Genomic DNA, 14,607 nt, shown 5'->3' with positions numbered 1-14,607 from the left:
AAACGCCCGGTTACATTCCGAACCCGGAAGCTAAGCCTTACAGCGCCGATGGTACTGCAGGGGGGACCCTGTGGGAGAGTAGGACACCGCCGAACTCCTATTACAGCTCCGGCTCTTGGGCATACGCCCGAGGGCCGGAGCTTTTTTGCGTTGCGGTAGGGTCAGGGAGCATCATCGGTTCTTTTCGCACAGGAGGCCCCCGGGTGGAGGTCCAGGAGACCCGCGTCCAGACAGACCGGGTCCTCACCATCCCCAACGTCCTCAGCATGGCGCGGCTCGTCGGCGTACCCGTCTTCCTCTGGCTGATCCTCAGGCCCGAGTTCGGCGGCCCCAACAGCGACGGCTGGGCCCTCCTGGTGCTGGCGTTCAGCGGGATCAGCGACTACCTCGACGGCAAGCTCGCCCGGCGCTGGAACCAGATCAGCAGCCTCGGCCGGCTCCTGGACCCCGCGGCCGACCGGCTCTACGTCCTTTCCACGCTGCTCGGTCTCACCTGGCGGGAGATTCTGCCCCTCTGGCTCACGGCCCTGTTGCTGGCGAGGGAACTGGTCCTCCTGGTGATGGTGGGCATCCTCCGCCGGCACGGGTATCCGCCGCCGCAGGTGAACTTCCTCGGGAAGGCCGCCACCTTCAACCTGATGTACGCCTTCCCGCTGCTGCTCCTCAGTGACGGATCCGGTTGGATCGCGTCACTCGCCGCGATTTTCGGATGGGCTTTCGCCGGGTGGGGTACAACCCTCTATTGGTGGGCAGGAGTGCTGTACGTGGTACAAGTCCGCCGTCTGGTTCGTGCGGACGCCATGGCCGATTGACCTCCCGCTTGTCCTGACACGACGGCTCGATGGCCCCCTGCGGAAATGTGCGGGACAATTTGGACGGGTGAAGTCGGCTAGACCGTCGTCTCTTGGAGGAGGACGCTTCCGACATGAAGGCCGTCGTGATGGCCGGTGGCGAAGGCACACGCCTGCGCCCCATGACCTCTAGCATGCCCAAGCCGCTCCTGCCGGTGGTGAACCGCCCGATCATGGAGCACGTGCTACGGCTGCTCAAAAGGCACGGGCTCACCGAGACCGTCGTCACCGTGCAGTTCCTGGCATCGCTCGTCAAGAACTACTTCGGCGACGGTGAGGAGCTCGGCATGGAGCTCACGTATGCCAATGAGGAGAAGCCACTCGGTACCGCCGGAAGCGTCAAGAACGCCGAAGAGGCGTTGAAGGACGATGCCTTCCTCGTCATCTCCGGCGATGCCCTGACCGACTTCGACCTGACCGAGCTGATCAATTTCCACAAGGAGAAGGGCGCGCTGGTCACGGTCTGCCTGACCCGTGTGCCCAATCCGCTGGAGTTCGGCATCACCATCGTCGACGAGGAAGGCAAGGTCGAGCGATTCCTGGAGAAGCCGACCTGGGGGCAGGTCTTCTCCGACACGGTCAACACCGGCATCTACGTCATGGAGCCCGAGGTCTTCGACTACGTCGACCCCGACGTTCCGGTCGACTGGTCCGGCGACGTCTTCCCTCAGCTCATGAAGGAGGGCAAGCCCGTCTACGGCTATGTCGCCGAGGGCTACTGGGAGGACGTCGGTACCCACGAGAGCTATGTGAAGGCCCAGGCCGACGTCCTCGAGGGCAAGGTCAACGTCGACATCGACGGCTTCGAGATCTCCCCCGGCGTGTGGGTGGCCGAGGGGGCGGAGGTGCACCCCGACGCCGAACTGCGCGGACCGCTGTACATCGGTGACTACGCCAAGGTCGAGGCGGGCGCGGAGCTCCGCGAGCACACCGTCGTCGGCTCGAACGTCGTCGTCAAGAGCGGTGCCTTCCTGCACAGGGCCGTCGTGCACGACAACGTGTACGTCGGACAGCACAGCAACCTGCGGGGCTGCGTCGTCGGCAAGAACACCGACATCATGCGCGCGGCCCGGATCGAGGACGGCGCGGTCATCGGCGACGAGTGCCTGATCGGTGAAGAATCGATCGTGCAGGGCAACGTCCGGGTCTACCCGTTCAAGACCATCGAGGCCGGTGCCTTCGTCAACACCTCCGTCATCTGGGAATCCCGGGGACAGGCCCATCTCTTCGGCGCCCGCGGAGTGACCGGCATCCTCAACGTGGAGATCACCCCGGAACTGGCCGTCCGGCTGGCCGGTGCGTACGCGACGACCCTGAAGAAGGGTTCCACCGTCACCACCGCCCGTGACCACTCCCGCGGCGCCCGGGCGCTCAAGCGGGCGGTCATCTCCGCGCTCCAGGCCAGCGCCATCGACGTACGGGACCTGGAGAACGTGCCGCTGCCCGTGGCCCGTCAGCAGACCGCGCGCGGCAGTGCCGGCGGCATCATGATCCGCACCTCGCCCGGCGTGCCGGACTCGGTCGACATCATGTTCTTCGACGGCAACGGCGCCGACCTGTCGCAGGGCAGCCAGCGCAAGCTGGACCGGGTGTTCGCGCGGCAGGAGTACCGCCGGGCGTTCCCCGGTGAGATCGGCGACCTGCACTTCCCCGCCAGCGTCTTCGACTCCTATACCGGGTCGCTGCTGCGGAACGTCGACACGACGGGGATCGCGGAGTCGGGACTCAAGGTCGTCGTGGACGCCTCCAACGGCAGCGCCGGGCTGGTGCTTCCGAGCCTGCTGGGCAAGCTCGGCGTCGACTCGCTGACCATCAACCCCGGTCTCGACGAGTCCAGGCCCACGGAGACGGCCGAGATGCGGCGCAACGGGCTCATGCGGCTCGGTGAGATCGTGGCCTCCTCGGGTGCCGCGTTCGGAGTCCGGTTCGACCCCGTCGGCGAACGGCTGTCGCTCGTGGACGAGAAGGGCCGGATCATCGAGGACGACCGGGCGCTGCTGGTCATGCTCGACCTGGTGGCCGCCGAGCGGCGCAGCGGGCGGGTGGCCCTGCCGGTCACCACCACCCGTATCGCCGAACAGGTGGCCGCGTACCACGGCACCCAGGTCGAGTGGACGACCACCTCGCCCGACGACCTCACGCGCGTGGGCGGTGAGGAAGGCACCATCTTCGGCGGCGACGGCAAGGGCGGATTCATCGTCCCCGAGTTCAGCAGCGTGTACGACGGCACGGCGGCCTTCGTGCGCTTGATCGGGCTGGTGGCGAGGACCCAGCTCACGCTGAGCCAGATCGACGCCCGGATTCCGCGGGCGCACGTCCTCAAGCGGGACCTGGCGACGCCTTGGGCGGTCAAGGGCCTGGTCATGCGGCGCGTGGTCGAGGCCGCCGGGGACCGCTCCGTCGACACGACCGACGGTGTGCGGGTCGTGGAGGCCGACGGGCGCTGGGTGATGGTGCTGCCCGACCCCGCCGAGGCCGTCACCCACCTGTGGGCCGAAGGCCCCGACGACGCCTCCGCGCAGGCCCTGCTGGACGAGTGGGCGGCCGTCGTGGACAGCGCCGGCCGATGATCGCGATGGCCGCGGACGGCCGCCGGCCGGACGGCGCCGCGGCCTAGCGGGAATGCGGCCGGGCGGCCCGAAAGCGCTGCACGCGTGCGTGCCGGACAAGTGTCCCCGAGGGGGCCTGTCCGGCACGCCGGTGGGGCCGTTCGGAGGTACTGGTCGCGACATGCGACGATGTGCGGCATGCCGCAGCAATCCCCCGTTCGGAGCAGCCCCGCGCGGCCGCAGCGTCCGGACGCCTCCATGTCGTTGATCACCAACGTCATGGACCACAGCCTCGACGACGGGTACGCCGAGGCGGCGGCCCGGAAGAAGTCCCTGGGTGAAGGCGGTCTGCCGAAGACCCTCAGGGCGAAGCTGGGCCTCGCCGCCGGGCTCGTCCTCGCGGCGCTGGTGGTCACCGTGGGCGCGGCGCAGGCACGGGTGGCGGCTCCCGTGGTGGCCAAGGAGCGCCAGGAACTGATCGACCGCATCGACGCCGGGACCGAGGCCGCCGACAAGCTCGAGGGCACCGTCGACACGCTGCGCGACGAGGTCGGAGCGCGCCAGCGGGCGGCCCTGAGGTCGAGCGGCGGCTCCCCGACGGACCTGGTGGGCATACTGTCGGGTGCCACCGCGGTGCACGGACCCGGCGTCAGGCTCGTCGTGAACGACGCCAAGGACGCCGCCGGCGGTGGCGACGGGAGCAATCCGCGGGAGACCGCGGGATTCTCCGACACCGGCCGGGTGCGCGACCGGGACATGCAGCGCGTGGTCAACGGACTGTGGGCTTCCGGAGCGGAGGCGGTCTCCATCAACGAGCGGCGGCTGACCGCCCTGTCCGCGATCAGGGCCGCGGGTGACGCGATACTGGTCGACAACAAGCCGCTCGTGCCGCCGTACACGGTGCTCGCGGTGGGGGATGGGGAAAGGCTGAGCACCAGTTTCCAGAACGGCGCCGACGGGCTGTACCTGCACGCCCTGGAGGAGAACTTCGGCATCCGCGCCACCATCTCCACGCAGGGTGACATCCGGTTGCCCGCAGCGCCGAGTGTGATCGTACGTACCGCACAGCCGAACGCCGAGAAAACTGAGAAGGGCACATCGTGATCGCCGTACTGGGCCTCGTCGTGGGAGTCGTGGCCGGACTGTTGGTACGACCCGAGGTTCCGGCGGTCGTCGAGCCTTATCTGCCGATCGCCGTCGTCGCGGCGCTCGATGCCGTCTTCGGTGGTCTGCGGGCCATGCTCGACGGGATCTTCGACGACAAGGTGTTCGTGGTGTCGTTCCTGTCGAACGTGGTCGTCGCCGCCCTGATCGTGTTTCTGGGCGACAAGTTGGGCGTGGGCGCGCAGCTGTCCACGGGTGTCGTCGTGGTCCTGGGTATCCGGATCTTCTCCAACGCGGCGGCGATCCGGCGACACGTGTTCCGGGCGTGAGGGGCATGAGCGACCAGAACGAGCAGCCGGAGAACAGGCTGCGCAGGGAACTGCCGGACGAGGTGCGCTCGCCGGTCCCCGAGCCCGCGCCCGCCCCCGAGCCCGCGCCGGAGCAGCCGGCCGCCGCGCCGGTCACCGGCCGGCAGCGGCTGGTGAAGGGGCTGTGGCCGCCGCGCGTGACCCGGGCCCAACTCATCGTGGCCGTCCTGCTGTTCGGACTCGGCTTCGGGCTGGCCGTGCAGGTGGCGTCGAACAGCGACAGCGGCAGTGCGCTGCGCGGCGCACGGCAGGAAGATCTCGTCCGCATCCTCGATGAACTGGATTCGCGTACGCAGCGTCTTCAGGACGAGAAGCAGGGACTGGACAAGCAGCGTCAGGAGCTGCAGAGCAGCTCCGACCAGGCGGCGGAGGCTCGCAGGCAGACGGCCGAGAAGGAGCGGCAACTCGGCATCCTCGCGGGCACCGTGGCGGCGCGTGGTCCGGGCATCACGTTGACGGTCGAGGACACGAAGGGGACGGTCCAGGCGGACATGCTGCTCGACGCGATCCAGGAGCTGCGCGCGGCCGGTGCGGAGGCCATCCAGGTCAACGGGATCCGTGTGGTCGCGAACACGTACTTCACGGACTCGGGGAAGTCGGTGAGCGTGGACGGGAACAAGATCAACGCTCCCTATCGTTTCAAGGTCATCGGCAAGCCGCAGGATCTCGAGCCGGCGCTGAACATTCCGGGAGGCGTGGTGCAGACCCTGGAGAAGGAGCAGGCCACGGCGACGGTCGAGCGGTCGGACAAGATCGTCGTGGACGCCTTGCGACAGGCGAAGCAGCCTGACTACGCTCGGTCGTCCTCCCAGTGAACCGACGGTGCATGGGGGACGTCCGGCAAGGGCATGAGGTTGCGGGGGGTCGGCGCACCGAAGGGGTGCCGCGTGATGGAAACTGTTTGGTGGATACGGACGTTGTGAGAATGTCCGGCTCGGCCGGTGTAGGCAATCAGGGTTCGTCCTGCCCCACGGGCGGGTCTGTTTCGGTCAAGGGGAATCGCCCGTGAAGTTGTTTGCGAAGTTGTTCGGCAAGAGCGCGCGAGAGGGCAGCGGCAGCGCGACCGCTCGCCATCGCGCACAGCCTGACGCGGAGGGCCAGCGCCCGCTGTTCCGGGACCAGGTCGCTGGTCCGGGCGGTGACATTTCCGGTGGTCAGGGCGCGGCGTCTGTTGACCCTGCCCAGTCCGGCGGCATAGGTTTCGGGCAACCGTCAACCTCAGGTACGGGTGGAGGGTTCACCTCCGGCCCGTACCCGTCCAACGCCCCGGCGGGGCAGCCGCGGCAGGAGGATCCGTCGATGTCGGTCCTGGTGTGTACGAGGTGCGGTAACCGCAACGCGGAGAACGCCCGCTTCTGTTCCAATTGCGGTGCGCCTCTGCGTCCGGGAGTGGCGCCCGAGCGTGCCTCCGAGACGACGTCCACGATCTCGATCTCCGGTCTCGAGGCCTACGACGCGGAGGTGACCGGTCAGACGCCGGTGCCGATGCTCTCGCCCGAGGCGCAGGCCGCGGTGGACGCGCTGCCGTTGGGCTCGGCGCTCCTGGTGGTGCGCCGGGGACCGAACTCGGGCAGCCGCTTCCTCCTGGACAGCGATCTGACCACGGCCGGCCGTCATCCGCAGAGCGACATCTTCCTCGACGACGTGACGGTCTCGCGTCGGCACGTGGAGTTCCGCCGCGCGCCGGACGGCTCGTTCACCGTGGCCGACGTGGGCAGTCTGAACGGCACGTACGTCAACCGTGAGCGGATCGACCAGGTCCCCCTGTCGAACGGTGACGAGGTGCAGATCGGCAAGTACCGGCTGGTGTTCTACGCAAGCCGGCAGGGCATCTGACCCGCCCCCGGACGGGCGTCCGGGGGGATCCGAGGGAAGGTCCATGGTTCGAACGCCGAGCGGCGGTGCCGGAAGCGGTACCGCCGCCAGGGACAGTGGGCTGATGAGCATCGGCACGGTGCTGAACGCGCTGCGTGACGAGTTCCCCGAGGTCACCATCTCCAAGATCCGCTTCCTGGAGTCGGAGGGCCTCGTCGAGCCGCAGCGGACCCCGTCCGGGTACCGCAAGTTCAGCGCCGGGGACGTCGAGCGCCTCGGGCACGTCCTGCGGATGCAGCGGGATCACTATCTGCCGCTCAAGGTCATCCGTGAGCACCTGGACGCCATGGAGCGCGGCGAGGCCGTTCCGCTGCCCCTGGTGGGGCGCCAGCGCACCGGGGAGGACGTGCCGGAGCCGGCCGAGCGGCGCACGGTGGCCCGGATCGGCAAGGGCGAGCTGCTGGCGGCGGCGGACGTCGACGAGGACGACCTGCGGGAGTGGGAGGCCTACGGGCTCATCGCTCCTTTGGAGGACGGGGCGTACGACGCCGAGGCCGCCACCGTGGCCGCGCTCGTCGCCGAGCTGGGCCGGTTCGGCATCGAGCCGCGCCACCTCCGGGTGATGAAGGCCGCCGCCGATCGCGAGGCGGGTCTCGTCGACCAGGTGGTGGCTCCGCTCAGGCGGCACCGCAATCCGCAGACCAGGGCACATGCCGAGGCCCGGACGAGGGAGCTGGCGGCCCTCACGGTGAAGCTGCACGCGGCTCTCGTGAAAACGGCTCTCGGCGTGCGGCTGCCCTGAAACCACGGGCCGGCGGGCGGCCGGATCGGGCACCTGTTCCCGGCCCGACTACCCAAACGTCCCGAGCACGGCCTAGGGTTGCTGTGTGAACGAGCTCGATGTCGTAGGTGTCCGGGTCGAAATGCCCTCCAACCAACCGATCGTGCTCCTGCGAGAAGTGGGGGGCGACCGGTACCTCCCCATCTGGATCGGGCCCGGGGAGGCGACGGCGATCGCCTTCGCCCAGCAGGGCATGGCCCCCGCGCGACCGCTGACCCACGACCTGTTCAAGGACGTGCTGGAGGCCGTCGGCCAGGAGCTGACCGAAGTACGGATCACCGATCTGCGGGAGGGCGTCTTCTACGCGGAGCTGGTCTTCGCCAGCGGGGTCGAGGTCAGTGCCCGTCCCTCGGACGCCATAGCGCTGGCCCTGCGCACCGGGACGCCGATCTACGGCAGTGACACGGTGCTGGACGACGCGGGAATCGCCATCCCGGACGAGCAGGAGGACGAGGTGGAGAAGTTCCGCGAGTTCCTCGACCAGATCTCGCCCGAGGACTTCGGCACCAGCAACCAGTGACCGCCGGGGCCGCCGGCCGTCCCACCGACCGAGGCGTGGCGAGCGGCATCGCGCGCGCCGGGCGCTCGGGCAATTGCCACCGGCCATTGAGGGCGTCCAACGGCCTGCCGCCAGCGCATTCGGCTAGCCTTTCCCCGCGGTGGGGCACGGAAAACCACTCCTAGGGTGATTATCACCCGGCGTGCCGAGTGTGGCGATCGTTGACGCGCCCCTGGTGACTGCCTACCGTCGAGAAGGCAGGTCAAGGACGGAGGTCGGCGTGAGAACGAGCGGCGACGGTACGACTGGGGGTGCCCCGGGACACGGTCTCGGGGAGAGCGGTCCGTACCCTTCCCCGAGCTCTCAGCTGCGGTCGAGCGGGGGGTACCCCCAGCACGGCAGCGCGGTCGATCACGCCCCGCAGCGACCGGCGGCGGTGGCGGTGCCGAACAGCGGAGGGGCGGCGTCCATGGCGTCCGAGGAGATCGGCTACCGCGGGCCGACGGCCTGTGCGGCCGCCGGCATCACCTACCGCCAACTGGACTACTGGGCTCGTACGGGCCTCGTCGAACCCAGCGTGCGGCCCGCGTACGGCTCTGGCACCCAGCGCCTGTACAGCTTCCGGGACGTCGTCGTCCTGAAGATCGTCAAGCGCTTCCTCGACACCGGTGTGTCGCTGCAGAACATCCGCACGACCGTCCAGCACCTCAGGGAACGCGGTTTCCGCGATCTCGAGCGGATGACGCTGATGAGTGACGGCGCCACCGTGTACGAGTGCAGCTCGCCGGACGAGGTCCACGCCCTGCTCCAGGGCGGTCAGGGCATCTTCGGGATCGCCGTGGGCGTGGTCTGGCGGGACGTGGAAAGCGCGCTCTCCCAGCTGCACGGCGAGCGCATCGACACCGGCGAGACCCTCGTCGGCCACAACCCCACGGACGAACTGGCCAGGCGCCGCAACCGGGCGGTGTGACCCCGGGCCGGCCGGGCAGCCGCAGGTGCCACCGCAGGGGCGGTGCCACGGTGTGGCGAGCGCGCCGTGGCACGGCCGGTGCGGTCCTGACGCCGGCGGGCCACCTGTGGTCGGTGCGGGGGCGTCCGGCAAGTGCGCCACCTGCGTCATCGCATGGCCGTGCGGTCGTGCGGCAAGGGCGCGAGCGCGTTGTCAGTGTCGTGGTGCAGCATCGGACATGTGAGAAACGCGCCCACGATCCTGCATCTCGACATGGATGCCTTCTTCGCCTCGGTGGAGCAGGCTTCCAAGCCGAGCCTGCGCGGGAAGGCGGTCGTCGTGGGCGGGCTCGGACCGCGCGGGGTGGTGGCCACCGCCTCGTACGAGGCCCGGGTCTTCGGGGTGCACTCGGCGATGCCCATGGCCCAGGCGCGCAGGCTCGCCCCCAACGCGGCGTACCTGGTGCCGCGCTTCGCCCTGTACCGGTCGATCAGCGAACAGGTGATGGCCCTGCTGCGGGAGCTGTCGCCGCTGGTCGAGCCGCTCAGCCTGGACGAGGCGTTCGTGGACCTGGAGGCCGGGGGGACGGCCTGGGACGAGGCTTCCGCGCGGCTCGCCGGGGTGCGGCTGCGCGCGGGCATCCGGGCGGCCACGGGACTCACGGGGTCGGTGGGCCTCGCCGCCTCCAAGATGCTCGCCAAGATCGCCTCCGAGCAGGCCAAGCCGGACGGTCTGGTGGTCATCGAGCCGGGGACCGAGCGAGCGTTGCTGGGGCCGATGCCGGTGCGGACCCTGCCGGGGGTCGGGCCGGCCACCGGGGACCATCTGCGCAGGGCCGGGATCACCACGGTCGAGGAGCTGGCCGAGGCGGGCGAGGACGAGCTGGTCCGGCTGCTCGGCAAGGCGCACGGGCACGCTCTGCACGCGATGGCGCTGGCGCGCGACGAGCGGCCCGTGGTGGCCGAGCGCGAGGCCAAGTCGGTGTCGGTCGAGGACACCTACGACGTGGACATCCACGACCGGCTGCGGGTCGGTCTGGAGGTGCGGCGGCTCGCCGACCGCTGCGTACGGCGGCTGCGCGCGGCCGGACTGTCCGGGCGGACCATCGTGCTGAAGGTGCGACGGTACGACTTCTCGACCCTCACCCGCTCGGAGACGCTCAGGGGGCCCTCGGACGACCCCGCGGTCATCAGGGAGGCGGCGGGGCGGCTGCTGGACTCCGTGGACACCACGGGCGGGGTACGGCTGCTCGGTGTGGGTGTCACCGGGCTGGCCGACTACACCCAGGAGGACCTGTTCGCCCAGGCGGCGGGTGAGCGGGCGGCGGAGGGCCTCGCCGAGGACGGCGTACCGGCGGCCGTGGTGGAACAGCCGGAGCCCACCGAGCGGCAGTGGCGTGCCGGGCAGGACGTGCGGCACGCCGAGTGGGGCCATGGATGGGTGCAGGGCAGTGGTCTGGGCCGGGTCACCGTGCGCTTCGAGACGCCGCAGTCGGAGCGCGGGCGGGTGCGGACGTTCCGGGTGGACGACGCGGCGCTGGAGCCGGCGGAGCCGTTGCCCTTGGTGGCGGCGCCCGCCTCCACGGACGCGCCGGCCCCTCTGGGCCGGCCCGACGGCGACCGGCCCGGGACTCCGCCCCGGACCCCGCGCGAACAGGCCCCTGGACAGGACCGGACTCCTCAGGCGTCCGAACAGGACCGAACCCCTGAGCTGGATCGGGTCCCTGAACACGGCCAGACCCCTGAACACGGCCAGACCCCTGAGCAGGACCGGACCCCTGAACACGGCCAGACCCCTGAGCTGGATCGGGCCCCCGAACACGCCCAGACCCCTGAGCTGGATCAGGCCGGACAGGGGCGGGCCCCCGGACAGGGCCAGGCGCCCGGGCCGGGGCGCGCTCCCGGACGGGGCCGGGCCCCTGATCGGGGAGAAGTGCAGTTGCCGGGCGGTCAGGTCTCTTCCGTGCCGGCCAGTCTGCCGAAGTCGTGATCCGGGAGCGGGGAGGAGGAGGCGATGTCGAGGCCGTAGTGGTGGTAGAGCTGCAGTTCCTGCTCGGGGGAGAGGTGGCGGCCCACGCCGAAGTCGGGGGCGTCCTTGATGAGGGCGCGTTCGAAGGGGACCCGCAGGATGCCGTCGATCAGTTCGCTCGGCTCCAGCGGGACGAAGGCGTCCCTGGAGAACAGGCCGGTGCGTATGGCGGCCCACTCGGGCACGCCGGTCGCGTCGTCGAGGTACACCTCGTCGATGGTGCCGATCTTGGTGCCATTGCGGTCGAACGCCTTGCGGCCGATCAGGTTGCGCGGATCGATGTCGGTCTGCACGGTCCCTCTCCCTCCACGTGGTCGCAACTCATCCGTAAGCACTACAAAAGAGCACATTCCAGGAGGCGGCCACTCGAAGGCTCGGGCGTTGACCCCGCTGGTAGGCTGACAGCGGCTGCTGACCCCGTGCGGGAGAGTCCTCCGACCACCTCGGAGGCGCCGAAGGAGCAACTCCTCCCCGGAATCTCTCAGGCTCACGTACCGCACGGACGAGGTCACTCTGGAAAGCAGAGCGGGTGTCGCTTCCGCTCTCACCGACGGGGAAAGCCGGGGCCCACGGGCACCGGTGAAGCTCTCAGGTTGAGATGACAGAGGGGGAGGCCGTCGGGGTACCCGCATCGTGGTGCCCCCCGAAGGTCGTCAGACCAGGAGGCCTCCGCAATGACCGCCCATCGCATTCCGCTCTCCGAACTCGAACAGGGCATCCCCTTCGAGCAGCGTCACATCGGGCCGGACCAGGAGGCGCGGGCGAAGATGCTCGCGCACGTCGGCTACGGCTCCCTCGACGAGCTGACCGCCGCCGCGGTCCCCGACGTGATCAAGAACGCCGACGCCCTGGACCTGCCGGGCGCCCGCACCGAGGCCGAGGTGCTGGCCGAGCTGCGCTCGCTCGCCGACCGGAACCAGGTCCTGGGCTCCATGATCGGGCTCGGCTACCACGGCACCTTCACGCCGCCCGTCATCCTGCGGAACGTCATGGAGAACCCGGCCTGGTACACGGCCTACACGCCGTACCAGCCGGAGATCTCCCAGGGGCGGCTCGAGGCCCTGCTGAACTTCCAGACCGTGGTCGCCGAGCTGACCGGGCTGCCCACCTCCGGCGCCTCCCTGCTCGACGAGGGCACCGCCGCCGCCGAGGCCATGGCGTTGTCCCGGCGCATGGGCAAGAACAAGAAGGGGCTGTTCCTGGTCGACGCGGACGCGCTGCCGCAGACCATCGCCGTCATCCAGACCCGCGCCGAGCCGACCGGCGTCGAGGTCGTCGTCGCCGACCTCGGCGAGGGCATCCCGGCCGAGGTCGCCGAGCGCGAGATCAACGGCGTGCTGATCCAGTACCCGGGCGCCTCCGGTGCCGTACGCGACATCAAGCCGGTCATCGACCGGGCGCACGAGCTGGGCGCGGTCGTCACCGTGGCCGCCGATCTCCTCGCGCTGACCCTGCTGGCCTCCCCGGGCGAGCTGGGCGCGGACATCGCCGTCGGCACCACCCAGCGCTTCGGCGTGCCGATGGGCTTCGGCGGACCGCACGCGGGCTACATGGCGGTGCAGGAGAAGTTCGCGCGCAGCCTGCCCGGGCGGCTCGTGGGCGTCTCGGTCGACGCCGACGGCAACAGGGCGTACCGCCTGGCGCTGCAGACGCGTGAGCAGCACATCCGCCGCGAGAAGGCGACCAGCAACATCTGCACCGCGCAGGTGCTGCTCGCCGTGATGGCCGGGATGTACGCCGTCTACCACGGCCCGGAAGGCCTGCGGACCATCGCGCGGCGCACCCACCGCTACGCCACGATCCTCGCCGGGGGCCTCGGGGCCGGCGGTGTGGAGATCGTCCACGGCTCCTACTTCGACACCGTCACCGCCCGCGTGCCCGGCAGGGCCGCCGAGGTGGTCGCCGCCGCCCGCGACAACGGCGTCAACCTCCGTCAGGTCGACGCCGACCTGGTCTCCATGGCCTGCGACGAGACCACCGGCCGGGCCCAGCTGGAGGCCGTCTTCGCCGCCTTCGGTGTCACCGGCGACATCGAGGCGCTGGACGCCACGGCCGCGGACACCCTGCCCGAGACGCTGCTGCGCGCCGACGACTACCTGACCCACCCGGTCTTCCACGACCACCGTTCCGAGACCGCGATGCTGCGCTACCTGCGCAAGCTCGCCGACCGCGACTACGCGCTCGACCGCGGCATGATCCCGCTGGGCTCCTGCACCATGAAGCTCAACGCGACCACCGAGATGGAGCCGGTCACCTGGCCCGAGTTCGGCCAGCTGCACCCCTTCGCGCCCGCCGAGCAGGCCGAGGGCTACCTCACCCTCATCCGTGAGCTGGAGGACCGGCTCGCCGAGGTCACCGGCTACGACAAGGTCTCGCTCCAGCCGAACGCCGGTTCGCAGGGCGAGCTGGCAGGTCTGCTGGCCGTACGCGGGTACCACCGGGCCAACGGCGACGAGCAGCGCACGGTCTGCCTGATCCCGTCCTCCGCGCACGGCACCAACGCGGCCAGCGCCGTGATGGCCGGCATGAAGGTCGTCGTCGTCAAGACCGCCGAGGACGGCGAGATCGACGTCGAGGACCTGCGGGCGATGATCGAGCGGCACCGCGACGAGCTGGCGGTGCTGATGATCACCTACCCGTCCACGCACGGCGTGTTCGAGGAGCACGTCGCCGACATCTGCGCCCAGGTGCACGAGGCGGGCGGCCAGGTCTACGTCGACGGGGCCAACCTCAACGCCCTGGTCGGCCTCGCCAAGCCCGGGCACTTCGGCGGCGACGTCTCCCACCTGAACCTGCACAAGACCTTCTGCATCCCGCACGGCGGCGGCGGCCCCGGTGTCGGCCCGGTCGCCGTGCGCGAGCACCTGGCGCCGTACCTGCCCAACCACCCGCTGCAGCCGGCCGCCGGCCCCGAGACGGGCGTCGGCCCGATCTCGGCGGCGCCGTGGGGCAGCGCGGGCATCCTGCCCATCTCGTGGGCGTACGTCCGCCTGATGGGCGGCGAGGGCCTGAAGCGGGCCACCCAGGTGGCCGTGCTCTCCGCGAACTACATCGCCAAGCGCCTGGAGCCGCACTACCCGGTGCTCTACAACGGCCCCGGCGGCCTGGTCGCGCACGAGTGCATCATCGACCTGCGCCCGCTGACCAAGGCGACCGGCGTCAGCGTGGACGACGTGGCCAAGCGGCTGATCGACTACGGCTTCCACGCGCCGACGATGTCCTTCCCGGTGGCCGGCACGCTGATGATCGAGCCGACCGAGTCGGAGGACCTCGGCGAGCTGGACCGTTTCTGCGATGCGATGATCGCCATCCGCGCGGAGATCGAGAAGGTCGCCGCGGGCGAGTGGCCGGCCGACGACAACCCGCTGCGGGGGGCCCCGCACACCGCGGCCGCGCTCGGCGGCGAGTGGACGCACGCCTACAGCCGCGAGGAGGCCGTCTTCCCGGCCGGTGTCTCGGCCGCCGACAAGTACTGGCCGCCGGTGCGCCGCATCGACCAGGCCTACGGCGACCGCAACCTCGTGTGCTCCTGCCCGCCGCTGGACGCCTACGAGGACTGAGCGAGCGTTCGAGGGGCCCCGTCCGCGCGGACGGGGCCCCTCG

The 14,607-nt window shown here is 70.3% G+C and carries 11 protein-coding genes, 1 rRNA gene, 1 pseudogene and 1 riboswitch; of the genes and pseudogenes, 12 read left to right on the top strand and 1 reads right to left on the bottom strand.

Annotated elements, in window-relative coordinates; genetic code table 11:
- The 11 genes and pseudogenes from rrf to ABVB68_RS33085 all read left to right on the top strand — a co-directional run.
- Positions 1-95, top strand: a 5S ribosomal RNA gene (rrf, locus tag ABVB68_RS33135); the annotation flags it as partial.
- A 108-nt stretch (positions 96-203) separates the two neighbouring features.
- Positions 204-812, top strand: a complete 609-nt coding sequence (gene clsA / locus ABVB68_RS33130; RefSeq protein ID WP_353604884.1) for a cardiolipin synthase ClsA — start codon at positions 204-206, stop codon at positions 810-812.
- Between the two features lie 113 nt (positions 813-925).
- A complete protein-coding gene (locus ABVB68_RS33125; protein WP_353604883.1) occupies positions 926-3,421 on the top strand; it encodes a sugar phosphate nucleotidyltransferase in 2,496 nt (831 codons plus the stop codon).
- Positions 3,422-3,589: 168 nt separating this feature from the next.
- On the top strand, positions 3,590-4,504 hold the full coding sequence (locus ABVB68_RS33120; protein ID WP_353604882.1) for a DUF881 domain-containing protein: 915 nt from the start codon (positions 3,590-3,592) through the stop codon (positions 4,502-4,504).
- Complete coding sequence (locus ABVB68_RS33115; RefSeq protein WP_003988855.1) at positions 4,501-4,833, top strand: small basic family protein; 333 nt, start codon at positions 4,501-4,503, stop codon at positions 4,831-4,833. Before ABVB68_RS33120 ends, ABVB68_RS33115 begins: the two co-directional genes overlap by 4 nt.
- Positions 4,834-4,838: 5 nt before the next feature.
- Entirely contained in the window at positions 4,839-5,687 is an 849-nt protein-coding gene (locus ABVB68_RS33110) for a DUF881 domain-containing protein (RefSeq protein WP_353604881.1), read from the top strand.
- 190 nt (positions 5,688-5,877) lie between these two features.
- The gene (locus tag ABVB68_RS33105) at positions 5,878-6,708 is read left to right on the top strand and encodes a zinc-ribbon and FHA domain-containing protein (protein ID WP_353604880.1); all 831 of its coding nucleotides are present in this window, start codon (positions 5,878-5,880) and stop codon (positions 6,706-6,708) included.
- A gap of 43 nt (positions 6,709-6,751) precedes the next feature.
- A complete protein-coding gene (ftsR, locus tag ABVB68_RS33100; RefSeq protein WP_353604879.1) occupies positions 6,752-7,489 on the top strand; it encodes a transcriptional regulator FtsR in 738 nt (245 codons plus the stop codon).
- Positions 7,490-7,574: 85 nt separating this feature from the next.
- Entirely contained in the window at positions 7,575-8,048 is a 474-nt protein-coding gene (locus ABVB68_RS33095) for a bifunctional nuclease family protein (protein WP_004934251.1), read from the top strand.
- Between the two features lie 259 nt (positions 8,049-8,307).
- Positions 8,308-8,997, top strand: a complete 690-nt coding sequence (locus ABVB68_RS33090; protein ID WP_353604878.1) for a MerR family transcriptional regulator — start codon at positions 8,308-8,310, stop codon at positions 8,995-8,997.
- Between the two features lie 219 nt (positions 8,998-9,216).
- Positions 9,217-10,545: pseudogene (locus ABVB68_RS33085) on the top strand (DNA polymerase IV); the annotation flags it as partial.
- A 380-nt stretch (positions 10,546-10,925) separates the two neighbouring features.
- On the opposite strand, the gene ABVB68_RS33080 reads toward ABVB68_RS33085, so the two are convergent.
- The gene (locus tag ABVB68_RS33080) at positions 10,926-11,297 is read right to left on the bottom strand and encodes a PRC-barrel domain-containing protein (RefSeq protein WP_353604877.1); all 372 of its coding nucleotides are present in this window, start codon (positions 11,295-11,297) and stop codon (positions 10,926-10,928) included.
- Between the two features lie 119 nt (positions 11,298-11,416).
- Positions 11,417-11,511: riboswitch (glycine riboswitch) on the top strand.
- Positions 11,512-11,678: 167 nt separating this feature from the next.
- Here ABVB68_RS33080 and gcvP point away from each other — a divergent pair.
- On the top strand, positions 11,679-14,564 hold the full coding sequence (gcvP, locus tag ABVB68_RS33075) for an aminomethyl-transferring glycine dehydrogenase (RefSeq protein ID WP_353604876.1): 2,886 nt from the start codon (positions 11,679-11,681) through the stop codon (positions 14,562-14,564).
- Positions 14,565-14,607: the final 43 nt, after the last annotated feature.

The organism is Streptomyces sp. NPDC096012 (genome assembly GCF_040426375.1).
In the GTDB taxonomy this organism is placed as follows: domain Bacteria; phylum Actinomycetota; class Actinomycetes; order Streptomycetales; family Streptomycetaceae; genus Streptomyces.
This window is presented reverse-complemented; position numbering and strand designations above follow the sequence as displayed.

Coding starts and splice junctions, on each gene's coding strand:
- ABVB68_RS33120 (WP_353604882.1), top strand. CDS start 3,590: ATGTGCGGCATGCCGCAGCAATCCCCCGTTCGGAGCAGCCCCGCGCGG.
- gcvP (WP_353604876.1), top strand. CDS start 11,679: ATGACCGCCCATCGCATTCCGCTCTCCGAACTCGAACAGGGCATCCCC.
- ABVB68_RS33110 (WP_353604881.1), top strand. CDS start 4,839: ATGAGCGACCAGAACGAGCAGCCGGAGAACAGGCTGCGCAGGGAACTG.
- ftsR (WP_353604879.1), top strand. CDS start 6,752: ATGGTTCGAACGCCGAGCGGCGGTGCCGGAAGCGGTACCGCCGCCAGG.
- ABVB68_RS33125 (WP_353604883.1), top strand. CDS start 926: ATGAAGGCCGTCGTGATGGCCGGTGGCGAAGGCACACGCCTGCGCCCC.